Source organism: Kutzneria sp. NPDC052558 (genome assembly GCF_044547355.1).
Taxonomy (GTDB): domain Bacteria; phylum Actinomycetota; class Actinomycetes; order Mycobacteriales; family Pseudonocardiaceae; genus Kutzneria.
In genome coordinates this window covers 23,519-45,934 of sequence record NZ_JBIUAG010000011.1, presented here as the reverse complement: position 1 = coordinate 45,934, position 22,416 = coordinate 23,519, and the positions used below count along the sequence as shown (strand labels likewise).

Below are 22,416 nucleotides of genomic sequence, written 5' to 3'. Positions count from 1 at the left end.
GGCCGCTCACCACGCGCGCACGCGAGCATTTCAAACATCTTCGGGGCGATTGTCACCGGGTTGTTGCCTGATCATCCGGAAAGGCGATTTCCACGCGGAAGGCGGCGAAGCCGGGCAGCCACCGCCACAACGCGACCGCGCCGGCGATGGTGGACAGTCCGCCGATCACCGCCGACAGCCCGGGCGTGGTGAGCGAGGCGATCGCGCCGGCCCGGAAGTTGCCCAGCTGTGGCCCACCGTAGCCGACGACGTACTCGGCGGCGCTGACCCGGCTGCGATAGCCGTCGGGGGTGGCCAGTTGCAGCATGGTCGTGCGGAACACGACGCTGATCGAGTCGCACGCGCCGCCGATGACCAGCATCGCGACCGACAGCCACAGCGTGGTGGACAGGCCGAACCCGATGAGCGTGACCGCCCAGCCGATGCCGGCCAGCAGCATGGCCCGGCCCGGCCGGGACACGTGGCCGACCGGGCCGGACAGCATCGTGCCGAGCACCCCGCCGATGGCCGGCGCCGCGTTGAGCAGCCCCAGGGTCTGCGGGCCGCCGCCGAAGAAGGCCGCGTTGATCGCCGGGAACAAGGCGATCGGCATGCCCAGTGCGGTGGCGAACAGATCGGCAAGCACCGATCCGGTCAACACCGGAGAGCCCTTGATGAAGCTGACCGCGGCCATCACCGACTTGACGCCCGGCTTGGCCAGCGTGCCCTCGGGCGGCATCGGGGGCAGCCGGAACACTCCGTACAGCGCGGCCCCGAAGCTCAGCACGTCCACCAGATAACACGCCTTGAGGCCGCCGGCCGCCGCGACCAGACCGGCCAGCAGCGGACCCACGCTCGCGCTCAGGTGCGCCACCATCGTGTTCAGCGCCGCACCGGCCGGCACCAGCTCGGGCGGCAGCAGCCGGGGCGTGAACGTGCGCCGGGCCGGGGCGTTGACCGACACGATCAGCGATTCCAGCACGACGAGCACGTAGAGCAGCCAGAGCTGGCGGAGGTCGAGCAGCGCCTGCACCGCGAACAGTCCCGACACCGCGGCGAGGGCGAGGCTGGTGACCAGCACCAGCCGCCGCCGGTCGACCGCGTCCCCGATGCTCCCGGCCAGCATGCCGAACCCGATCGCCGGCGCCGCCGTGCACAGCCCGACCGCGCCGACCGCGAACGAGCTGCCGGTCAGGGTGAAGACCTGATAGGTGACGGCGAACAGGGTCATCTGGGTGCCGACCGCCGAGAGCCCGGAGCCGATCCAGTACCGCCGGAAGGCCGGCGACCGGCGCAGCGGGGAGGCGTCGACCAACAGTCGCCGAGGCATGGTCACCAGGGCGAGCGTATCGGCGGCCCGCCCCGCGCACGACGGATTTTCCAGCGGTGCGCGGGTGGCGGCGCAGGCGTGGCCATCGGGGCAGGAACTGTGGGCCGAGACCACCGGCCGTGCCCGAAATGTCGGATGTCCCCGACCGGGTGGGCGCAACCCCCGCGAAAGGCGGAATTTCCGGGAAGCGGGCGGGTGTTGTGCCCGGACATGAAGGCAACTCTCAACGGCCGAGTGGTGGCCGAAGCGCCCGAGTCGGAGCTGGTCTCGATCGAGGGCAACTGGTACTTCCCGCCGTCGTCCATCGTGGACGGTGCGCTGGCCGACAGCCCCACGCCCTATACCTGTCCGTGGAAGGGCGTGGCGCAGTATCACACCGTGGCGGGCCAGGCCGACCTCGGCTGGAGCTACCCGGCGCCGCCGGCGTCGGCGGTGGAGCGGGTGGGCTCGGACTTCGCCGGCTACGTGGCGTTCGACCGCCGTGTGGTGGAGATCAGCTGAGGTCGAGGGCGGCTCGCACGATGCTGTCGGCGTCGAGGCCGTGGTAGCGGTAGACGTCCTCCAACGAGCCGGCCTGACCGAAACGGGAGACACCGAGGGACACGGTGGCGACCCGGTGGACGGTGGCCAGGAAGGCGAGCGTGTGCGGGTGACCGTCCAGCACGGTCACCAACGGCGTCGGCCGCAGCACCTGGTCCAGGATCCAGGACGGACCGTCGGCGAGACCCTGCCTCGCCTGCTGGGCCTGGAACAGCAGGCCGGGACTGGTCACGCAGACGACATCGGCCTCGATGCCGACCTGGGCGAGGCGCTCGGCGGCGTGCAGCGCCTCGGGCACGACGGCGCCCATGGCGGCGATGGTGATCGCGGGATTGTCCTTGCGGCGCAAGGCATAGGCCCCGGCGACCACCTGCCGGCGGCGGCGTTCGCGGGCGGCCGGATCGGTGGGCACGTCGGCCAGCGTCTGGTCCACCGGCCGGGTGGACAGGCGCAGGTAGGCCGAGGTGCCGTCGGGCCGGCCGAGCTTGGCCAGGCTGGCCAGCAGGGTCCACTCGACGTCCACGGCGAACGCCGGCTCGTAGGTGACGCAGCCGGGCTGTTCCAGGCCGATCGACGGGGTCGTGATCGACTGGTGCGCGCCGCCCTCGGGCGCGAGCGTCACTCCGGACGGCGTGCCGACCAGAATGGACTGTCCGCCGGCGTAGATGCCGAACGACCACGGCTCCAGGGCCCGCGACACGAACGGGTCGTAGAGCACGCCGATCGGCAGCAGCGGCTGGCCCCAGCGGCTCCAGGTGGCGCCCAGCTCCCCGATCAGGCCGACCAGGTTGGTCTCGGCGATGCCGAGCTCGATGTGTTGTCCCCCAGGGCTTTCCCTCCAGTGCAGGATCGTGTCCGCGTCGTCGGCGAACCAGTCGACCCGCTCGCGCGGCGACCACACGCCGACCTTGTTCACCCAGCCACCGAGGTTGGTGCTGGAACTGACGTCCGGGCTGACCGTGACCACGCGCCGGGCGGCTTCGGGGGCGCGGCGGGTCAGGTCCAGCAGCGTGCGGCCCAGGGCCGCCTGCGTGGTGGACGTGCCGTGATGGGCTCGGTCGAGATCGAGCGGGATCGACGGCGGTTCGATTGTGGTGACCTTGTCGCGCCGCAAGCGGTCGGCGGTGTCCCGACACAGCCTCGCGGCGTCCGTCCCCTCGGCAAAGGCCTGCCACGGGTTGCTCATGTCCGTGCCAAGTCGCTGCGCCAACTCTAGCATCTGCTCGGCGGTGAGCAGCGATGAGTGGTTCTGCGGATGCCCCTGGGTCGGCAAACCGTTGCCCTTCACCGTGTACGCGAAGACGACGGTCGGCCGGGTGTCCTCGATCTGCTCGAAAGCCCCGTCCAGCGCGGCGAGATCGTGCCCGCCGAGATTGCGCACCGCGGCCAGCAGCGTCGCGTCGTCCACATCGGACAGCAGGCCGGCCACGTCCGGGTCCCCGGCCGGCAGCCGCTCGCGCAGCTGGGCGGCGTCGCAGCGCAGCAGCCGCTGGTACTCGGGATTGGGCATGCCGTCGATGCGGTGGCGCAGCGCAGCGCCGCCGGGGCGGGCGAACAGCTCCTCCAGCAGCCGCCCGTACTTGAGGGTGATCACCTGCCAGCCGGCGCCGGCGAACATGTCGCGCAGCCGGTCGGCGGCGATCTGCGGCACCACCCGGTCCAGCGACTGCCGGTTCAGGTCGACGATCCAGACGATCTCCCCCAGCTCGGCCACCGACGGATCGAGCACGGCCTCCCAGACCGCGCCCTCGTCCAGCTCGGCGTCGCCCAGCAGCGAGTACTGGCGACCGCTGCCGCCCGTCCCGAGCGAGTTGGCGACGTAGCGACGGGCGATCGCGCCCCAGATCGGGGCGGTCGCGCCGATGCCGACCGAGCCGGTGGAGTAGTCGACCGGGTCCGGGTCCTTGGAGCGGCTCGGGTAGCTCTGTAGCCCGCCGAAGGCGCGCAGCATCGGCAGGTAGGCCTCGTCCAGCTCGCCGAGCAGGTAGTTGATGGCGTGCAGCACCGGCGAGGCGTGCGGCTTGACCGAGACCCGGTCCTGCGGGCGCAGGTGCCGGAACCACAGCGAGGTCATGATCGACACCATCGACGCGCTGGAGGCCTGGTGGCCGCCGACCTTGATGCCGGAGGCATTGGGGCGCACCAGGTTGGCGTGGTGGATCACCGCCGTGGACAGCCACAGCACGCGCCGCTCGATCTCGGTCAGCACGGCCAGCGCGGCCGGGCTCTGCCTGGTCATCGATCCGCCTTCCCCGGGATGCACATCGTGCGCAAATGACAACACCGCCGCTCACGACGCACAATGCGGAGGCATTGGGTTGAGCAGAACGCACAAATCCGTGCCCGTGCGGACCGGGGAAAGCGAGCAGAGTGCGCAACGAGGACCGCTTCGACCAGACCGACCTCCGGCTGCTGCGGGCGCTGGCCGAGCAGCCGCGGGCCACCGCCGTGGCGCTGGCCGAGCAGACGGGGCTGTCCCGCAACACCGTGCAGGCCCGGCTGTTGCGGCTGGAGGAGCCGGGCGTGCTGGACACGTTCGAACGGCGCATCCCGCCGCGGGCGCTGGGCTATCCGCTGACGGCGCTGGTCACGATGGTCGTCACCCAGCAGCGCCTGGACGAGGTGGCCGCCGCGCTGGCCGACGTGCCCGAGGTGCTCCAGGTGCACGGCATCAGCGGCCAGCCCGACCTGTTCGTGCAGGTGGTGGCCGAGGACGCCGACGACCTGTACCGCATCGCCGGCCAGATGCTGGCGATCCCCGGCGTGGAACGGACCAACACCGCCCTGGTCATGCGCGAGCTCGTCAGCTACCGGATCACTCCGCTGCTCGAGCGGCGTGCGCGTTGACCACGGCCCAGGCGGCGGCTGCGTCCTGGATGCCGAGGCCGGTGCTGTTGTAGAAGATCACGTCGTCCGGGGAGGTGCGTGGGGAGCGAAGGCCGGTCACGACTGCGCCCAGTGCGATCAGGTCCGCCTTCGGCACGACGCCGATGATCGGCCCTGCGTGGCCGGCGGCGGTCTCGGGGTCGTCGACGACCACGGCGGCGGCCCGGCGGACCAGGTCCTCGTCGACCTCGCGCCGAGTCGGCTCGAAGGAGCCGACGCTGACGACCATGGCCCCCGGCGACAGCCACGCGCCGCGGACCACGGGCTCACGGCTCAGGGTGCACGCGACGACGATGTCGGCCCCGGCGACGGCCTCCTCGGCGCTGTCCACGGCCCGTGCGCCAAGCTCGGCGGCGGTCTGCACACGCCGGTCCGACGGGCTCCAGATGCGGACGTCGGCCAGCTTCCGAACCCGGGAGACGGCCCGGACGTGGGCCTTGGCCTGCACGCCGGAGCCGATCACCGCCAGCACCGAGGCCGCCGGCACGGCCAACAGGTCCACCGCCACGGCGCTGCCGGCGGCGGTGCGCAGGGTCGTCACCGCGCCGCCGTCCATGGCCGCCACCGGTTGCCCGGTGACCGGGTCGAAGGCGATCACCAGGGCGTGGATGCTGGCCAGCCCCCGGGCCGGGTTGCCGGGGTTGATGCTGCCGACCTTGGCCACCGCCCCGGTGTCGCCGGACATCCTTGCCGCGTAACAGAACATGACCGAGTCGTCGAAGCCGCTGGGGTGCATGATCTTGTGCGGCAGGTCGACCGCTCCCCCGGCCAGCTCGGCGAACGCCCGCCGCTGCGAGGCGATCGCGGCGTCCGGCGCCAGCAGGGACTCGACCTCGGCGGCCGACAGAAACAGCATGCCGGCCAACGTATCAGCCGGCCCGGGCCAGCCGGATCCCGTGCCACGTCACGTAAACCAACGACACCGTGGTGAGCAGCTCGGCCCAGTAGAAGGCGCCGTAGTCGATCAGCGCCCCGATCGGCGGCGAGCCGGGGGCGGCGTTGCGGAAGCCGACCAGGGCGAACAGGGTCGCGGCCATCCAGCCCATCGCCGGCCACACCAGGCCCATGTCCTTGGACACGATGGTCAGCGCCGCGCCGAGCACGGACAGCGCCAGCGCCCACATCGCCACCATCAGGAACCAGGCCAGCGCCGAGGACCCGATCGACCGGCCGGCCACGGCGTGCGCGGTCAGCGCCCCGGGCTTGAACACCGCCTGGTTCAGCCGGCCGGTGAACAGCGCGTCGAAGGACCGGAACCGCAGCGAGAGCGGCACGTTCTCGTCCCCGTAGGTGACATAGAACTCGATCGAGGCCGAGTAGGTGTCGAACGGGTAGTCGGACACCAGGCCCTCGTCCACCGGGAACCGCACGTCCTGCTGCGAGACCCGGTCGTGGGCCTTGAAGTGCAGCGCGCCCGCGGACAGCGACGAGGTGTCCACGGTGAGGTCCTTGGCCGGCACGATCGCGGCGTCCTCGGCGAACGCGCCCTGCATCAGCGGGATGACCCGCAGGTCCAGCTCGCGGGCCGTGACGTCGACCCGTTGCAGGGTCACGTCCAGCTCGACGCGGTTCACGTCGTCGCTGCCCGCCGTGTACTCGTCGGTGCCCCGCTGGGCGTCCGTCCGGTAGCCGACGATGCCGGCGGTCGCCAGCACCGCGATCACCACGCCGACCGCCGCGATCCGAACCTTGTTCACCCGGCGTCACGGTAGGCGAGCGCCCCTCGGACGGCACGGCGATTCACCTGTTGGGGTGGGCCAGGAACTCCTCGACGGCGGCGGCGAACTCGTCCGGCCTGGTCTCGTGCACGAGATGGCCGGCGTCGACCGTGACCAGCCGGGCGGCCGGCATTCGGCCGGCCATGGCGGCGATGTCGGCCTGCGGCAGGTGGCTCGCCGCCCCGCCGGCGATCACCAGCGTCGGCACGGCGATCGCGGCCAGCCGGGCCGGCCACCCGGGCCCGGGGTCGTTCAGCTCGGCCAGGATCGGGGCCCGCAGCGCCCAGTCGTAGTCGAGCTCCTGCGCCGGCCGTGGGCTCAGCTCCCGGCCCAGCGGGACCGGCGGCGGGGCTTCCTCCAGCACCATCGCGGCGACCCGCTCGGGGTGCCGTTCGGCGTAGCGATAGGCGACGACACCGCCCATGGAGTGCCCGACGAGCACGGCCCGCTCGATGTCGTACGCGTCGAGCAGGCCGTGCAGGTCATCGGCGAACAGGTCGAACGAGTAGGCGTCGGCGCGCGGGCTGCGACCGTGTCCACGCTGGTCCGGGGCGATGAGTCGCCAGCGGTCGGCGAACCGGGGCGCGAACTCCGCCCAGGTGTCGCCGGTGCCGGTGACGCCGTGCAGCAGGACCATCGCCGGGGAGGACGGCGATCCCCAGGTGCGCGTGAACAGTTCCACGCCGACTGCCTATCACGATCAGCAGTTGGGTGTGGGGGCCTTGCCGGCGAAGCGGTCGCCGAGCCAGTTCAGCGCCGCGGTGCCGTAGGCGCTGACGGCGACGATGTGGCCGGCGAGCGGAACCGGTTGCCACTGCACGGAAGCGCCGAGGGCGCAGAGGCGGGAGCGGAGTTCTTCGCCGACGTGGAAGGGAATCAGCTCGTCGAGCGTGCCGTGGTAGAGCAGCACGGGGGCGGCGGGCCGGCGGGCGCCCAGGCGGTTCTCGGCCAGGCGGGCCTGCCAGCGCGGATCCTTGATCATGTCGGGCACGGTGGTGAGATCGTTGAGGCGCCCGAAGGGATCGGCCAGCGCGAGCTCGACTATGCAGGAGGTTTCGACCTTCTGCACGACCTCGCGCCCCTTGGCGTTGAGCACATCGGCGAAGGGCAGCTCGGGATACGCCGTGGCGAGGCCGACGGCCGCGCCGGCGACGAGGCTGAAGCCGGCGTTGCCGTCGTTGTAGGCGGCGACTTCGCTCAGGTCGGCCGGCACGCCGCCCTCGGCGATGCCGGCCACCGGCAGCTCCGGCGCGTACGACGGCTGGAGTTCGCCGGCGGCGGCCGCGGCCTGACCGCCCTGGGAGTAGCCGAACACCCCGACCGGCGCGGACGGACTGAGCCCGGCGCCGGCGACCTTGCTGGCCGCGCGGGCGACGTCGAGCAGCGCGTGGCCTTCGGACTGGGCGACGGCGTAGGTGTGCGTGCCCGGCGTGCCCAGGCCCTCGTAGTCGGTGACGGCGACGGCGTAGCCCTTGAGCATCGCCTGCGCCAGGAATGCGATCTCCACCTCGGTGCCGGTCCGCAGGTGGTAGGACGGCGCGCACTCGTCGCCGAGCCCCTGCGTGCCCATGGCGTAGGCCAGGATCGGCCGCTGGCCGGGGCCGGTCCACGGGATCGGCGGCACCAGAACCAGGCCGGACACGGCGTTGGCGGCTCCGGTGGCGGAGGTGGAGCGGTAGAGCACCAGCCAGGTCTTGACCGGGGCCGCGAACACGCGGAACGGCTCCGGGTACCAGTCGACCTGGCGTTGCCGGATCAGGTCGCCGGCCGCGCCGGTCAGCGGCGAGGGCGGCGTGTAGAAGGGGTCCTGGGACGGCGCCGGCGGTCGCGGGTCGGCGTGGGCGACGGCGGGGACCGCCACCAGGGCCATGCACAGCAGCGGCGCTAACACTCGGCGAAGCATCGTTGCCTCCGAGCTGAAGTGGTAATCAGGATTTTCACAAGGTAGGGGTGGCTCCGGTAATCTGGCAATCCCGGTTACCAGTTTTTGTCACGCGGGTGAGGAGTCGGCCATCGCCAGACGCGGCTACGCCGGAGTGGCCTCCGAACAGCGCCGGGCCCAGCGCCGGCAGCGGCTGCTGGAGGCGGCCCTGCACCTGTTCACCACGCTCGGCTACCGGCAGACCAAGATCGTCCAGATCTGCGCCGAGGCCGGCGTGTCCACCCGCAACTTCTACGAGGAGTTCACCGGCAAGGAGCAGGTGCTGCTCACCCTGCACGACCTGATCAACTCCACCGCCCTGGACCGGGTCCGGGCCGCCCTGGCCGAGCTGGAGTCGCAGGACGTCGTCGTGCGCATCACCGTGCTGCTGGACGCCTTCGTCGCCAGCGTCACCGCCGATCCCCGGCTGCCGCGGCTGAACTACGTGGAGGCGGTCGGCGTCAGCGAGGAACTCGAGCGGCAGCACCAGGACTGGGTCACCCGCTGGGCCGACTTCATCGAGGCCGAGGCCCGGCACGCCGCCGCCAACGGCGTCGCCCCCGACCGGGACTACCGCCTCACCGCCATCGCCCTGGTCGGCGCGATCACCGGGCTGCTGCGGGAATGGCAGGCCCACCGGCCGCCATGGCCGGTGGCCGACATCGCCGCCGAGATCCGCGGCGTCATGCTGGCCGCCATCCTCCGCTGACCCCCGCCCCCACCTCGCCCATCACCCACCCCCCACATGCATACCAAGAGCCCCTTTTTGGGCCACATGTGGCATGGAAGGCGGGTAGGCGGCGCGAGGGCCGGGCACATCCGTCGAACATCACGCAAACCGGCCGCCACCTGGCCGCACGACCCTCCCAGCGGGACCGTCGCGACCGCACTCGTCGCGCAGGCGCAAGTGAATTCCCTGACCATGGGATGAACCAGCCGGGTTCCGTGATCGTGTCCTTGGACAGACAGAGAGGAGTTAGGCTCGGCGATGCTTCACCTGGCCGTGACAAATGCGACACAGGTCACACCCCGCCGGGAAACCATCCGGGCCGCCGCGATGTTGTTGAAATTTGAACATGCAATCGGTCGTAGCCCGGCCACTGGCAGATCGGAGTCCACCATGTCGACGAGCGGCGCCGAGGCAACCGTCCGCACCCGCGTGCGGATCCCGCTCCGGTTCGGCGACGGGTTCTCCGTCACCGCCGAGGCGGTCACCTTCCACGGCCTGGCCGACGGCCTGGAGCACGTGGCCATGGTGTTCGGCGACCCGACGACCGGCACTCCCCTGGTGCGCCCGCACTCCGAGTGCCTGACCGGCGACGTGTTCGGCTCGGCCCGCTGCGACTGCGGCCCGCAGCTGCGCGAGGCCGTGGAGCGCATCTCGGTGGCCGGCGGCGTCCTGCTCTACCTGCGCCAGGAGGGCCGCGGCATCGGCCTCTACAACAAGCTCGACGCGTACGCCCTCCAGGACAACGGCCTGGACACCTACGCCGCCAACACCGCGCTGGGCCTGCCCGAGGACGGCCGCGACTACACCGCGGCCGCGCAGATGCTGGCCGCGCTGGGCGTGCAGAAGATCGACCTGCTCTCCAACAACCCGGACAAGGCCGAGCAGCTGCGCGAGCTCGGCGTCACGGTGCGCCGCCGCGTGCCGACCGGCGTGTTCGCCACCGACAGCAACCTGCGCTACCTGCGGGCCAAGGTGGACCACACCGGACACACCATCACGTTGTCCAGTCTCGTGAGTTGAGGCCCATGAAACTGCCGTATGTCGTGCTGTCGGCGGCCGTGAGCATCGACGGCTACCTCGACGACACCGGATGCCAGCGGCTGCTGCTGTCCTGTCCGGAGGATTTCGACCGGGTGGACGCGGTCCGGGCCGATGTGGACGCGATCCTGGTGGGCGCCAACACGATCCGCTGTGACAATCCGCGACTGATCGTGCGCTCCGAGCAGCGCCGGGCCCACCGTGAGGCCCGGGGGCTGCCGGCGTACCCGATGAAGGTGATCGTCACCGGCTCCGGCGATCTCGACCCGGATCTGGCGGTGTGGGGCTGCGGCGGCGAGAAGCTGGTGTTCACGGTGGACTCCGCGGCCGAGAAGGTCCGGGACCGGCTGGGCCCGCGGGCCGAGGTGGTCAGCACCGGCGCGGTGTTCGACTGGCACGCCGTGCTGGCGCGGCTGGGCGAACGCGGCATCGACCGGCTGATGGTGGAGGGCGGCGGCACCGTCCACACGCAACTGGTGGCGCTGAACCTGGCCGACGAGCTGCACGTCGCGGTGGCGCCGCTGGTGGTAGGCCAGGCCGAAGCCCCGCGCTTCCTGCGCCCCGCCAACTATCCCGGCGGGCCGACGGCCCGGATGAGACTCCTCGGCTGCACCCAGGTCGGCGATGTCGTGCTGCTGCGATACTCGCCCAAGGACAAGACCTGCTGCCAGTAGGAGGAACGCATGCCCCTGTTCGACCTCTCGGAACCGGAGCTGGCCGAGCACAGGGTGACCGCGACCGAACCGGACGGCCTGGACGCGTGGTGGGCGGGCCGGATCGAGCGCGCCCGGGCGGCGGCGCAGCCGACAACCCTGGTGCGGCACGAGGAACTCGCCTACGGGCCGACGCCGGTGTGGGACGTGGAGTTCTCCGGCGACGGCGGTGACCGGATCCGGGCCTGGCACCTGCGGCCGGCCGGGACCGAGGGCCAGCGGCTGCCGGTCGTGGTGCGGTACATCGGCTACGGCGGCGGACGCGGGCTGCCGTTGGAGCACACGCTGTGGGCCGCCGCCGGATTCGCCGTGCTGGTGATGGACACCCGGGGCCAGGGCGCGCGGTGGACGGTCGGCGCGACCGGCGACCCGGGGCGGTCGCCGGCCGGGCCGGAGGTGCCGGGCGTGATGACCCGGGGCATCGCCGACCCGGAAACCTATTACTACAGCCGGCTTTTCGTGGACGCCGTGCGCGCGGTCGACGTGGCGTCCGAATTGGACGGTGTGGATCCGGATCGGATCGCGGTCGGCGGGGCCAGCCAGGGCGGCGGGCTGGCGATCGCGGCGGCGGCGCTGGCCGGCGGCCGGGTCCGGGTGTGCCACGCGGACATCCCGTTCCTGTGCGACCTGCACCGGGCGATCCGCATCGGGCCGAAGTCGCCGTACACCGAGGTCGCGGACTTCCTGGCCCAGCACGTGGACATGGTGCCGGCGGCGCTGGAGACGCTGCGCCACGTGGACTGCGCGCTGCTGGCCCGGCGGATCACCGCGACCACCCTGTTCAGCGTGGGGCTGATGGACATGATCTGCCCGCCGTCCACGGTTTTCGCGGCGTACAACGAGATCCGGGCGCCGAAGGAGATCGCGGTGTCCCCGTTCGGCGTGCACGAGACGCCGCGCGGGCACATCGAGCGGCAGCTACGACACCTGCGTGAGCACCTCGGCTGAGGCCTGCTCGCGCCGGGGCAGCAGCGCGGCGGCGCCGACGACAAAAAGCCAGAGATTCCCGGGATATCCGGCCAGTCGCTCGGCCCCGCCGACGCCGATCAGGTCCGGCGCGAAGATCGACAGGGCCAGGCCGGCCAGCCCGACCAGGGCCATCACGATGCCGAACACGCCGAGCCCGGTGCGCCGGGAAGCCAGTCCCAGCAACAGGATGGCCACGCTGCCCAGCGGCAGGTTGAGCGCGCCGATCATGTGCAGGGCCAGGTTCTCGTTCTCCGGCGCCACCCCCACGAGCACCTTGCCCGCGCCGGCCAGGATCCACAGCAGCACGCCGAGCGAGGCCATGCCGGTCGCCGGCCACATCGACCGCATCAGCCCGATCCCGGCCACCGTGAGCAGGCCGGCGATGATGAACGAGGCGTTCATGACGCCGTTGAGCGGCGAGCACACGTAGTTGGCCATGAACTGGCCGCAGGCCGTGTTGCCCAGGTCGCTGATGTAGTTGTCCCACCAGCTGTAGGGGGTGCGCCACTGCGCCTCGACCACGACCTGGGCGACGAAGTACTGGACCATCGCGACAATCCAGAGGAATCCGCCCACCGCCGTGCGCCGCTCCGCCTTCGTCATGTCTCGGAGGGTGATCCTGCCCGGACGGGCCGGCAACCGGCGTCCCCCTATCGAGGGAGGCTCACCAGCTCCGGGAGGGCGTCGTGATCGGGCAGGTCGATGTCGACGTCGCGGACCACGCGCACGAAGAAGCCGCACAGGCCGACCACCACGCCCAGCACGCCGGTGCCGAAGAAGACCAGGGCCATGCCGCCGCCGGGGCCGCCCGGCACCAGCGAGCCGAACAGCGGCAGCAGCGCGCCGCCGCGCTGCATGCCCGGCTCCAGCACGGAGTCGGCCAGCGGGCCGATCACCGCAAGGGCCAGCGGCAGGGCCAGGTTGTCGATCACCTGCCGGGCCCCGAACACCCGGCCCTGCATGGCCGGGTCGACCTTCACCTGCCAGATGGCGTCCATGTTGCCGCGCAGGAACGGCATGCACATCCAGGAGCAGAACCAGCTGGCCGCCCACCACACCATGCCGTCCCCCATGCCCAGCACGATCCGGCCCAGCGAGTAGTACACGAGCACCGCCAGCAGCATCGAGCGCACGGGCCGCACCGGCGGCGGCCGTAACAGCATGATCACCCCGCCGACGACCCCGCCGACGGCGCCGACGGTCTGCACCAGACCGGCGGCCAGCTCGTCGTTGCCGGTGCGTAACAGCACCATCGGCGTCAGCACCTGCCAGCCCATCACCGACAGCATGCTGACCACGAAAAACGTCAGCTGGAGGCCGACAAGCCCGGGCCGGGCGGCGATGTAGCGGAAGCCGACCCACGCCCCGTGCCACCAGCCGTCGGCGCGGGCGGCGGTGCGGTCGGGCTGCGGGATGCGGACCAGGAACACGGTGCCCACGGCGACCAGGCCGGCCAGCGCGCCGATCAGCACCACCAGGTCGATTCCCAGCCACTGCAAGGCAATCGCCCCCAAAGTGGGGGCGACCACGTTCTGCACCGAGTCGGCAATCGTTCGCATGGCGTTGGCCCGGGACAGGTCCTCCTTGGCCACCATCACCGAGATCGTGGCCGTGTAGGCCGGCACCTCGAACGCCACCAGCACGCCGATGACCGTGTTGGCCAGGAACAGCTGCCACACCTGCACGCCGTCCATCGCGAACAGCGCCAGCAGCGTGCCCAGCACCACCACGGTGCCGGCGTCGCCGACGGCGATGGTCAGCCGCCGGGGCAGCCGGTCGATGGCCGCGCCGGCGAACGGGCTGACCAGCATCGTGGCCACGAACGCGGCGCCGGTCATCACCGACAGGTCGACCGCGCTGTGGGTGCGTAGGAAAAGCCACACGCCGAAACCGAAATTGACCATGCGGGCGGCGCTGACCGACAGGATCTGGCCGGCCCACAGGATCGAGTAGCCGCGAAGTCCGCCGGGGCGGTTCCATCTCGTCACAGGCAGCGCCCCATCGGGGCATCATCGGAGACGGAGCCGGGCCGCCGCAAGATCAAGATCGACTTTCTGGTGAACGTGACAGATTGGCCTGCCCCTCAGCGCCCCCCATGCGCCAGGAACGGCCCTTTCCCGGCGTCGTCAGGTGATCCGCTGGCTGATCAGGATGGAGCCGGCCACCGCCAGCAGGGAGAGCAGGGTGCCCAGGGCCAGCCACGGCTGGCTGGCGTCGACCTGCTTGGTCTCGTAGCCGATCTGCGAGGCCAGGTTGCTGTAGACGTTCTGCAACTGGCCGGCGCTGGCCGCGTCGTAGGCGTCCCCGCCGGACAGCTGGGCGATCTGCCGCATGGCCTGCTGGTCGCCGGGCACGTCCTCGGCCTGCCCCTCCACGTCGGCGGTGCCGCCGCGGGTGCCGAAGTAGATGCCGGAGATCGGCATCTGCGCCGTCTTGGCCGCCTTGGCCTGCGTGTACGCCCCGCGCGGGGCGTTGGGGTCGGCGGGGTTGTTCTCCCGGCCGTCCGACAGCAGCACGATGCGGGCCGGCGGCGGCCCGTCGGCGCCGGTGATCAGCTTGCCGAAGGACTGGATGGCCTGCACGGCCGCGGCGATGGCGTCGCCGGTGGCGGTGCCCTCGGCCGCCTTCAACGAGTCGATGCCGGTCTTGACCTGCTGCCGGTCCGAGGTCGGAGCGACCAGGGTGGTGGCCGAGCCGGCGAACTCGATCAGCCCCAGGTTCACGCCCGGCGTCAGCTGGTCGGCGAAGGACTTGGCCGCCTGCTGGGCCGCGGCCAGCCGGGACGGCGGGATGTCCTTGGAGTTCATGGACAGCGACACGTCGATGACCAGCATCACCGTGGCCCGGTTGCGCGGCACCTTCTGCTCGGCCGTGGGCCCGGCCAGCGCGATGCTGAGCAGGATCAGGCCGACGGCCAGCAAAGCCGCCGGCACGTGCCGGGGCCAGCCCGGCCGACGCGGCGCGACCCGGGGCAGCATCTCGGGGTTGGTGTAGCGCTGAGCGTCCCTACGGCGCAATCGCTGCACGACGAGGTACGCCACCACCAAGATGGCCACCACCGCGATCAGCAGCAGCCAGAGCGGGTCGGTAAAACCCGTCAAACTCACTGTGCCACCGCCTCGCCGGGGCTCGGCGGCGGCGTTCGCCGGCTCGCGGTGTCGATGGGTGAATCCGCAAGCTCCTTCACCCCGCCACTCCCCCGGACCAGCGCCTCTTGCGTGCCACCACGAACCGGACCATGTCGGCGATCCAGTCGGAGTCGGTGCGCAGCACCAGGTGCGCGCAGTTGGCCTGCCGCAGCCCGGCGGCGACCTGTGAGCGGTGCTCGTCCGCCGCGGCGGCGAACTGGCGGCGCAGCAGCGGCGAGGCGTTCACCTCGCGCTGGCGGCCGCTCTCCGGGTCCACCAGGGTCACCAGACCGACCTCGGGCAGGTCGACGTCCCGGGGGTCGACGATCTCGACGGCCACCAGGTCGTGCCGGGCCGACAGCCCGCGCAGCGGCCGCTGCCACGACAGATCGCCCAGGAAGTCGGAGATCACGACCGCGAGCCCACGGCGGCGCGGCGGCCGGCGCAGCTGCTCCAGCAGCGCCACCAGGTCGCCCCGCACGCCTTCCGGCGCGCGCGGCGTCGTCGCGACCCGCCGCACCAGGGTGCGGGCGTGGGCCAGACCGCCCCGCGCCGGCAGTCGCACCATCTCCTCGCCGGTCGACAGCACGGCGCCGATGCGGTTGCCGCCACCGCCGGTCAGGTGCGTGAACGCGGCCACGGCGGCGACGGCCAGGTCGCGCTTCTCGCACGCGGCGGTGCCGAAGTCGAGGCTGGCCGACAGGTCGATCGCCAGCCACGTCTCCAGCTCACGGTCGGCGACTGTCTCCCGGATGTGCGGCTGCGTGGTGCGGGCTGTGACGGCCCAGTCCATCCGGCGCACGTCGTCGCCCGGCTGGTACGGCCGCGCCTCGCCCGGCTCCGTGCCCGGCCCGGGCACCAGGCCCAGGTGGTTGCCCTGCAACAGGCCGTCCAACCGGCGGCGCACGTCCAGCTCCAGCGTGCGCAGCGCCGACTCCAGCTTCTCCTCCCGCAGCACGGGAGGAGCCCAGCGGGGGCGAGGTTCGGTCACGGCCTACCGACCGGCGCGGGCGGCTGCATCGGCCCGAGGTGCGGCTGGAACGGCGGCTGGCCCTGCGGGCCCGCGCCGACCACCGGCTGGCCGGCCTGCGGCCGCGCGGAGACCTGCGGCAGCGGCACCGTCTGGAGCACGCGGGCCACGATGTGGTCCAGCGGCACGCCGTCGGCCAGGGCGTCGTAGGACAGCACGAGGCGGTGGCGCAGCACATCCGGCACCACGTCCACGACGTCCTGCGGCAGCACGTAGTCGCGGCCCCGAACCAGGGCCAGCGCCCGGGCGGCGGCCACGATGCCGAGGCTGGCGCGCGGGGAGGCGCCGTAGGCGACCCAGCCGGCCACGTCGGTCAGGCCGTGGTCGCCGGGCGAGCGGGTGGCCAGCACCAGGCGCACCACGTAGTCCACCAGGGCGTGGTGCACGAAGACCTTGGCCGCCACGTCCTGGAGGCGGACCAGCTCGTCGGTGCCGAGCACCTGCTGCGGCTGCGGCGGCGCGACGCCCATCCGGTAGACGATCTCGCGCTCCTCCTCGGCCGTCGGGTACTCCACGACGATCTTGAACAGGAACCGGTCGCGCTGGGCCTCGGGCAGCGGGTAGACGCCCTCGTTCTCGATCGGGTTCTGGGTGGCCAGCACCAGGAACGGGTCGGGCATCGGGAAGGTCTGGCCGCCGATCGACACGTGCCGCTCGGCCATCACCTCCAGCATCGCCGACTGCACCTTGGCCGGCGCGCGGTTGATCTCGTCGGCCAGCACGAAGTTGGCCACCACCGGGCCCAGCTCCACGTCGAAGGTCTCGCTGGTCTGGCGGTAGATGCGGGTGCCGAGGATGTCGGCGGGCACCAGGTCCGGGGTGAACTGCACCCGGCTGAACGAGCCGCCGACCACCTTGGCGAAGGTCTCCACGGCCAGCGTCTTGGCCACGCCGGGCACGCCCTCCAGCAGCAGGTGCCCCTTGGCCAGCAGGCCCACGAGCATGCGCTCGACCAGCCGGTCCTGGCCGACGATCACCCGCTTGACCTCGAACACCGTGCGCTCGAGCAGCTGGGCGTCCCGAGCCGGGGTGTTCGGCGGCGTGCCCTCGGCGGTAACGGGCTCGGCCACGTGCGGACCTCCTAGATGAACGGCGTGCTCCGACGGTAGGTAACCCGATCACCGGTGTGGGTGCTGTGAAGCAGCCCTGGCCAGGTCGGCGGGCGTGTCCACGTCGACGGTCTCCCCCGGCTCCGCCGCCACGCAGGCGTAGTCCAACGCCCCCAGCACCGAACGCAGCGACGCGTCCGCCGGGTTCTCGGGAAGCACTCTACGCAGGGCCTCGGTCCGCCACACGCCGATGAGCCACTGCCGGTGGCCGTCGTCCAGCACCGCCCCGTCGGCGCGCACGGCATCACGCAGCCGCGCCACCGTGTCCGCCGTGACACCCACCAGATCCGCCGCGAGCACCACGACAGTTCGAGCGTCGATCAGCTTCAGCCCGGCGGCCAGCCCGGCCACGGGACCACCGCCCGGCGGGTCCTCGCGGGTCCACCGCACCGGATGCTCGGTCGGGGTCTGCGGGCCCACCACCACGATCGGGTCCGCCGGCCGGACCGCGGCGACGGACCGGTCGAGCAGGGTGCGGCCGGCGACCACCAATGCCGGCTTGTGCACCCCGCCCATCCGTCGGCCACGGCCCCCGGCCAGCAGCACCGCGGCGAAGTCCGTCACACAGAGGACACTAGCCGCCAGACGACCGGCCGCCCGCCGTCGTCCACATCGCCCGGCGACGACCAGCCGGCAACGGTGCCGTCTTCGTCGACGAATCGGGCCGACGCCTTGCGAGTGCCGTCGAGCACCGGCAGTTCGGTCAGGAACGTCGTGCCCTGCCACACCGCCGCCGGACCGGCCGGCACCGCCAGCTCGAACTCCGCACCGGCGATCAGCCCGGAAGTGTTGACGTCATTCGCCGAGGCGCCGTGGTCCAACAGCGCCGCCGCATAGCCCGGCGCGGTCCACACCATCGCCTGCGGTCCCGGCAGCTCGGTCGGAACCGCGCCGCCGACCACGACCCCGTGGCGGATGGTGCGCGCCCACGGGCGCTCATATCCCGACGGAATCGCCAGTCGGCGGGAAGCGCCGGCGCGCACCAGATACGGGCCGGCGTCGTCGGCGAGCAACACGGTGCCGTCCTCGTCGATCGCCGTCACGGTCGAGTTCGGCAACGCGCCGGGCAGCGGCCTCGGGCCGACCGGGCCGAGCGGTGACCAGTACAGCACCACCGACGAGGACACCGGCCCGGCCGGATCCGCCACCTGCACCGCGATGTCGCCACGGGGGCCGATGGCCGCCGACAGCACGCCCTTGTACTGCCCCAGCGACACCGGGTGGTAGCCGGTGGCATCGGCCGTGTAGAGGTGCGTCTCCGAGGTCTCGGTGGACGCGCCGAGCAGAACCGTGCCGTTGTCGCTCTCGCCGAACACGAACCCGAAGCCGCTCTCCGGCAGCAGGCCGTGGTCGGTCACCTTGCCGTTCTTCCAGGTGACCAGGTCGTGGCCCTTGTCCGCGAACATGATCGCCGCGTAGCCGCCGTGCCGGTCCGACGCCAGCACGTAGCCCGGCGCGTTCTCCAGTTCCGCCGGCAGCGGCAGCGCGCTGACCTCCCAGTGCGGCGTGTCGGCCAGCGCCGGCGTCGCGGTGGCCACGGTCGCGATCACGGCCGCCGCCACGGCGCCGAGCGTCTTCCACCCCATGCAGTGCCCCCTTGGATCAGTTGAGTCTCCGAGGGTTCACGCGCGACACGGCCAGAAGGTTGTCCGGTTTCGTCCATCCGCGCGTTTTGCCTGCTTGTCGCGGGTGGGCGTCGCCGGACCCGTCCGGTGTGATCAATCCATTGGGCGGCATCGACATTGACGGGGCGGTGGCTACACTCCGCACATGCTCTGTCGCACCGCCGCCAGTCACCCCGGGGACGCCCGGGCGTGACCGCTCCACTGCGGGTCCAGCTGCTGGGCCCGGTCCGCGCCTGGCGCGGCGACCAGGAGGTCGATCTCGGCTCCGCCGGCCGGCGGGCGGTCTTCGCGATCCTGGCGCTGGCGGCTGGGCGGGCGGTGACCCGCGAGGAGCTGGTGGACGGCATCTGGGGCGAGGACCCGCCGGCCCGCGCGGTCGGCATCCTGCACACGTACGTCTCCGACCTGCGGCGATCCCTCCAGGAGCAGGTGCGCCGGGGCAAGCAGCCGGCCGACCACCTGCTGGAGTCGGTTGGCTCCTCCTACGCGCTGCGGGTGGACCGCGAGCAGCTCGACGTGACCCGCTTCGACGAGCTGCGCACCTCGGCCGAGGACCTCGGCGGCCAGCTGCGGGCGGTCACGGCGGCGCTGGAGCTGTGGCAAGGTGAGGCGCTCTCGGGTCTGGCCGGCCCGTTCGCGGAGCTGCACCGGGCCCGGCTCGGCGAGCTGCGGCTGGCCACCCTCGAACGGCGCTGCGCGCTGCTGTTGGCGTTGGGCAACCAGGCCACGGCCATCGCCGAGCTGACCGGACTGGCCCGCGAGCACCCGCGCCGGGAGGGCCTGCACGGCCTGCTGATGGTGGCCCTGCACCGGGCCGGCCGCCGGGACGAGGCGCTGGCCGAGTACGAGACCGCCCGAGAGTTCCTCGTGACGGAGCTGGGCCTGGATCCCGGCCCGGCGCTCCAGGACATCCACGACCGGATCCGGGCCAGGCAGAAGGTGCCGATCCCGGGCATCGGCTCGCAGCATGAGCAGCTGGCCACCTCGACCCGGCAGCCGGAGGCGCCGGCCCGGTTCGTGGGCCGGCAGCGCGAGACGGGGTGGCTGCGGGCGCTGGTGGTGGCGCTGGCCGACGGGGCCGGCGGCTGCGTGCTGATCGAGGGCGAGCCGGGCATCGGCAAGTCAGCCTTGCTGGCGGTCGGCCTGGCCGACGCGCCGGTGGCCGGCTGCCGGGTGGTGTGGGCGCTGGGCGAGGACCTGTCCGGCGAGGGGCCGCTGGCCCCGATCAGCCGGCTGCTGTCCTTCGTCGACGAGGCGTGCGCGGACGCCCCGCTGGTGCTGGTGATCGACGACGTGCAGTGGCTGGACGAGCCCGGCCTGCTGGCCTGGCACCGGCTGTCCCGGCTGACCCAGCAGCTGCCGCTGCTGCTGGTCGGGGCCCGCCGCACCAACCCGACCGCGCACCACGTGGACCTGGCCGGCGGCCGCACGCTGGCGCTCGGCCCGCTGCACGAGGACGACGTGCACGAGCTGGTCGCGCATCTGATCGGCGCGTCGCTCGGCCCGGTGCTGCGCGGGCTGGTCGACCGGGCCGCCGGCAACCCGTTCCACATCCGTGAACTGGTCGCCGGCCTGCTGCGGGACGAGGTGCTGCGCACGGTCGACGGCGTCGCCGACATCGACCCGTCCAGCGGCTTCGACACGCGCCGCGCGACGGCGGCGGTGGCCACCCGGCGGCTGGAGTTCCTGTCCCCCACGGCATTGGACCGGCTGCGGTGGGCGGCGCTGCTCGGCGTCGAGTTCGACCTGGCCGACCTGGCGGCGATCGTCGGCTCCACGCCGGCCGATCTGGTCGGCGCGATCGAGGAGGCCACCGACGCCGGACTGCTGGTGGACGCCGGAAACCGCCTGGCGTTCCGGGATCCGGCCGTGCGGCAGGCGCTGTACGGCGAGCGGTCGGCCGGCGTGCTGACCACGCTGCACCGGGAGTCGGCCAAGGCGCTGGCCCACGCCGGCGCGCCGGTGGAGCGAACCGCCGCCCAGCTGGCCGCCGCCGGGGCCTTCGATCCGTGGTCGGTGCAGTGGCTGCTGGCCAACGTGGAGGCCGTGGCCGGGCGCGATCCGGAGCTGGCGCTGCGACTGCTGGACGCCGCCCTGGAGAGCACGACGCCGGCCCGCGAGGAGCGGGAAGTGCTGATGGTGAGCCAGGTCCGCTGGGAGTTCCGGCTGGGCCGGCAGCCGGAGGCGGCGGCCCGCGCGCTGCTGGACATGACCCGGGATCCGGCCCACGCCGCGGAGATGCGGTGGATCCTGGCCTGCCTGACCTACGGTCGCGGCGACGTGGCGCAGGCGATCGCGGATCTGCGTGCGGCGGCGAAGGATCCGTCCGCGCCGGATTTCTGGGTGGCGCGGCACGACACCCTGCGGGCCCAGTTCGAGCGGACCGGCCTTGACGACCTCGACACCGCCGAGGCCACCGCGGCGGCGGCCCTGGAACAGGCGACCGAGACCAACGACGCGCCGGCGATCGCCGCCGCCGAACACGAGCTGTGGTACGTGGAATCGGTGCGCCGCAACCATTCCGCCGCGCTTGTGCACGTGAACAACGCGCTGGCGGCGGCGACCGGCAACCAGGACCTGGTCGACCTCCAGATCAACCTGCTTGGCGCGCGGCTGTTCTCGTTGCAGAACCTGGACCGGCTCAACGACGGCACCGACACCGTCGCCCGCACCCAGGCCATGGTCCGCCGCAGCGGGCGGCCGTCCGGGCGGGTGCACATCGGGGCCGCGGTGCACTACTACTGGCTCGGGCGCTGGGACGAGGCGCTGGCCGAGCTGGACTCGATCATCGGCGACGAGCCGGTGATCACGATCTTCGACCTGCGCTCCCGGGTGCCGCTGCTCCAGTACGGCACGGCGGCGATGATCACCGGCCACCGCGGCGACAGCGAACAGCTGCACGCGCATCTGCACACCGCGTCCTCGTACCCGGTGATCGCCCCGGGTGATCAGGAGAACAGCGACTTCTCGCTGGCCGCCCGGGCCATGGCCGCCGAGCAGGACGGCGACCTGAACGCCGCGATCGCCGCGTACGAGCCGATCCTGGATTCGTCCTACGGTCGGATGACCTTGCGCCACCAGTGGCTGCCGGACCTGACCCGGCTGGCGGTGGACGCCGGCGCGCCCGACGTGGCCCGCGAGGCGCTGCGGGTGGCCGAGGCCGAGGCGTCCTCGGAGAACGTGCCGATCCGGGCGGCCAACGCGGCCCAGCGGTGCGCGGCGCTGATCGACGGCGATCCCGAGCCGCTGCTGGCGGTCGCCCAGCGCTACCGGGAGGTCGGCCGTCGCGTGGAGTTCGCGGCCACCTGCGAGGACGCGGCCGTGCTGCTCGGGCGGCGCGGCGAGGTCGACCGGGCCCGCCAGACCTTCCAGGAGGCGCTGCTGGTCTACGCCGATCTCGGGGCGTCCTGGGACATCCGGCGGGCCGAGTCGAGGCTGCGGGAGTTCGGCATCCGGCGGGCCGGCGTGTCCACCGGCCAGCCCACCATCGCCGGCTGGGACTCGCTGGTCGGCGACGAGCTGCGGGTCGCGGAACTGGTCGCCACCGGCCGCTCCAACCCGGAGATCGCCGCCGAGCTGGCGTTGTCCCGACGGGTCGTGCAGGCGCACGTTTCGCGCATCATGCAGAAGCTGGGAGTGGACTCCCGACCCGATCTGATGGGTAAGGTGTCCGGGCATTCACGGGGAGCGGGTTAGGAGC

Annotated in this window: 20 protein-coding genes; 7 read left to right on the top strand and 13 right to left on the bottom strand. The window is 72.4% G+C overall.

The window, feature by feature from the left end; genetic code table 11:
* Window positions 1–52: 52 nt before the first annotated feature.
* Complete coding sequence (locus tag ACIG5F_RS20675; RefSeq protein ID WP_396520158.1) at window positions 53–1,309, bottom strand: MFS transporter; 1,257 nt, start codon at window positions 1,307–1,309, stop codon at window positions 53–55.
* Between the two features lie 210 nt (window positions 1,310–1,519).
* Here ACIG5F_RS20675 and ACIG5F_RS20670 point away from each other — a divergent pair, with 210 nt between their 5' ends.
* On the top strand, window positions 1,520–1,810 hold the full coding sequence (locus ACIG5F_RS20670) for a DUF427 domain-containing protein (protein WP_396519672.1): 291 nt from the start codon (window positions 1,520–1,522) through the stop codon (window positions 1,808–1,810).
* Here the strand turns inward: ACIG5F_RS20670 and ACIG5F_RS20665 are convergent.
* Window positions 1,803–4,088, bottom strand: a complete 2,286-nt coding sequence (locus ACIG5F_RS20665) for a transketolase-like TK C-terminal-containing protein (protein ID WP_396519670.1) — start codon at window positions 4,086–4,088, stop codon at window positions 1,803–1,805. The two genes, ACIG5F_RS20670 and ACIG5F_RS20665, sit on opposite strands and share 8 nt — an antisense overlap.
* Before the next feature lie 131 nt (window positions 4,089–4,219).
* Between ACIG5F_RS20665 and ACIG5F_RS20660 the strand changes: the two genes are divergently transcribed.
* Window positions 4,220–4,696, top strand: a complete 477-nt coding sequence (locus ACIG5F_RS20660; protein WP_396519668.1) for an Lrp/AsnC family transcriptional regulator — start codon at window positions 4,220–4,222, stop codon at window positions 4,694–4,696.
* Here the strand turns inward: ACIG5F_RS20660 and ACIG5F_RS20655 are convergent.
* Genes ACIG5F_RS20655 through ACIG5F_RS20640 form a run of 4 tightly spaced genes read right to left on the bottom strand, consistent with a single transcriptional unit; the run spans window position 4,665 to window position 8,344 of the window.
* On the bottom strand, window positions 4,665–5,591 hold the full coding sequence (locus ACIG5F_RS20655) for an ornithine cyclodeaminase family protein (RefSeq protein ID WP_396519666.1): 927 nt from the start codon (window positions 5,589–5,591) through the stop codon (window positions 4,665–4,667). The two genes, ACIG5F_RS20660 and ACIG5F_RS20655, sit on opposite strands and share 32 nt — an antisense overlap.
* 13 nt (window positions 5,592–5,604) lie before the next feature.
* Complete coding sequence (locus ACIG5F_RS20650) at window positions 5,605–6,432, bottom strand: DUF4436 family protein (protein WP_396519664.1); 828 nt, start codon at window positions 6,430–6,432, stop codon at window positions 5,605–5,607.
* A 43-nt stretch (window positions 6,433–6,475) separates the two neighbouring features.
* Entirely contained in the window at window positions 6,476–7,135 is a 660-nt protein-coding gene (locus tag ACIG5F_RS20645) for an alpha/beta fold hydrolase (RefSeq protein ID WP_396519662.1), read from the bottom strand.
* Window positions 7,136–7,153: 18 nt separating this feature from the next.
* Window positions 7,154–8,344: a lipase family protein gene (locus tag ACIG5F_RS20640; RefSeq protein WP_396519660.1), complete on the bottom strand. Its 1,191-nt coding sequence runs from the start codon at window positions 8,342–8,344 to the stop codon at window positions 7,154–7,156.
* Window positions 8,345–8,489: 145 nt separating this feature from the next.
* Between ACIG5F_RS20640 and ACIG5F_RS20635 the strand changes: the two genes are divergently transcribed.
* The 4 genes from ACIG5F_RS20635 (at window position 8,490) to ACIG5F_RS20620 (ending at window position 11,803) form a co-directional block, all read left to right on the top strand.
* Window positions 8,490–9,083, top strand: a complete 594-nt coding sequence (locus ACIG5F_RS20635) for a TetR/AcrR family transcriptional regulator (protein WP_396519658.1) — start codon at window positions 8,490–8,492, stop codon at window positions 9,081–9,083.
* Between the two features lie 411 nt (window positions 9,084–9,494).
* Window positions 9,495–10,124 (top strand): GTP cyclohydrolase II, encoded by a 630-nt coding sequence (gene ribA, locus ACIG5F_RS20630; protein WP_396519656.1) that lies wholly within the window; start codon window positions 9,495–9,497, stop codon window positions 10,122–10,124.
* 5 nt (window positions 10,125–10,129) lie between these two features.
* A complete protein-coding gene (locus ACIG5F_RS20625; RefSeq protein WP_396519654.1) occupies window positions 10,130–10,816 on the top strand; it encodes a RibD family protein in 687 nt (228 codons plus the stop codon).
* Window positions 10,817–10,825: 9 nt separating this feature from the next.
* On the top strand, window positions 10,826–11,803 hold the full coding sequence (locus tag ACIG5F_RS20620) for an acetylxylan esterase (RefSeq protein ID WP_396519652.1): 978 nt from the start codon (window positions 10,826–10,828) through the stop codon (window positions 11,801–11,803).
* Here the strand turns inward: ACIG5F_RS20620 and ACIG5F_RS20615 are convergent.
* The 7 genes from ACIG5F_RS20615 to ACIG5F_RS20585 all read right to left on the bottom strand — a co-directional run bounded on the left by ACIG5F_RS20615 (window position 11,774) and on the right by ACIG5F_RS20585 (window position 18,677).
* The gene (locus ACIG5F_RS20615) at window positions 11,774–12,427 is read right to left on the bottom strand and encodes a DUF998 domain-containing protein (RefSeq protein WP_396519650.1); all 654 of its coding nucleotides are present in this window, start codon (window positions 12,425–12,427) and stop codon (window positions 11,774–11,776) included. The two genes, ACIG5F_RS20620 and ACIG5F_RS20615, sit on opposite strands and share 30 nt — an antisense overlap.
* 47 nt (window positions 12,428–12,474) lie before the next feature.
* Complete coding sequence (locus ACIG5F_RS20610) at window positions 12,475–13,812, bottom strand: MFS transporter (RefSeq protein WP_396519648.1); 1,338 nt, start codon at window positions 13,810–13,812, stop codon at window positions 12,475–12,477.
* Window positions 13,813–13,950: 138 nt separating this feature from the next.
* Entirely contained in the window at window positions 13,951–14,931 is a 981-nt protein-coding gene (locus tag ACIG5F_RS20605; protein ID WP_396519646.1) for a VWA domain-containing protein, read from the bottom strand.
* Window positions 14,932–15,007: 76 nt separating this feature from the next.
* On the bottom strand, window positions 15,008–15,943 hold the full coding sequence (locus ACIG5F_RS20600; RefSeq protein ID WP_396519645.1) for a DUF58 domain-containing protein: 936 nt from the start codon (window positions 15,941–15,943) through the stop codon (window positions 15,008–15,010).
* Entirely contained in the window at window positions 15,940–17,052 is a 1,113-nt protein-coding gene (locus tag ACIG5F_RS20595) for an AAA family ATPase (protein ID WP_396519643.1), read from the bottom strand. The genes ACIG5F_RS20600 and ACIG5F_RS20595 overlap by 4 nt, the downstream gene beginning before the upstream one ends.
* Before the next feature lie 48 nt (window positions 17,053–17,100).
* The gene (locus tag ACIG5F_RS20590; protein WP_396519641.1) at window positions 17,101–17,655 is read right to left on the bottom strand and encodes a molybdenum cofactor guanylyltransferase; all 555 of its coding nucleotides are present in this window, start codon (window positions 17,653–17,655) and stop codon (window positions 17,101–17,103) included.
* The gene (locus tag ACIG5F_RS20585; RefSeq protein ID WP_396519639.1) at window positions 17,652–18,677 is read right to left on the bottom strand and encodes a hypothetical protein; all 1,026 of its coding nucleotides are present in this window, start codon (window positions 18,675–18,677) and stop codon (window positions 17,652–17,654) included. Before ACIG5F_RS20585 ends, ACIG5F_RS20590 begins: the two co-directional genes overlap by 4 nt.
* A 228-nt stretch (window positions 18,678–18,905) precedes the next feature.
* Between ACIG5F_RS20585 and ACIG5F_RS20580 the strand changes: the two genes are divergently transcribed.
* Window positions 18,906–22,412, top strand: coding sequence for a BTAD domain-containing putative transcriptional regulator (locus ACIG5F_RS20580; protein ID WP_396519637.1), 3,507 nt, complete (start codon window positions 18,906–18,908; stop codon window positions 22,410–22,412).
* Window positions 22,413–22,416: the final 4 nt, after the last annotated feature.

Excerpts from the sequence above, each read along its gene's own strand:
- ACIG5F_RS20665 (WP_396519670.1), bottom strand. The coding sequence starts at position 4,088 with ATGACCAGGCAGAGCCCGGCCGCGCTGGCCGTGCTGACCGAGATCGAG.
- ACIG5F_RS20670 (WP_396519672.1), top strand. The coding sequence starts at position 1,520 with ATGAAGGCAACTCTCAACGGCCGAGTGGTGGCCGAAGCGCCCGAGTCG.
- ribA (WP_396519656.1), top strand. The coding sequence starts at position 9,495 with ATGTCGACGAGCGGCGCCGAGGCAACCGTCCGCACCCGCGTGCGGATC.
- ACIG5F_RS20625 (WP_396519654.1), top strand. The coding sequence starts at position 10,130 with ATGAAACTGCCGTATGTCGTGCTGTCGGCGGCCGTGAGCATCGACGGC.
- ACIG5F_RS20615 (WP_396519650.1), bottom strand. The coding sequence starts at position 12,427 with ATGACGAAGGCGGAGCGGCGCACGGCGGTGGGCGGATTCCTCTGGATT.
- ACIG5F_RS20655 (WP_396519666.1), bottom strand. The coding sequence starts at position 5,591 with ATGCTGTTTCTGTCGGCCGCCGAGGTCGAGTCCCTGCTGGCGCCGGAC.
- ACIG5F_RS20585 (WP_396519639.1), bottom strand. The coding sequence starts at position 18,677 with ATGGGGTGGAAGACGCTCGGCGCCGTGGCGGCGGCCGTGATCGCGACC.
- ACIG5F_RS20675 (WP_396520158.1), bottom strand. The coding sequence starts at position 1,309 with ATGCCTCGGCGACTGTTGGTCGACGCCTCCCCGCTGCGCCGGTCGCCG.
- ACIG5F_RS20620 (WP_396519652.1), top strand. The coding sequence starts at position 10,826 with ATGCCCCTGTTCGACCTCTCGGAACCGGAGCTGGCCGAGCACAGGGTG.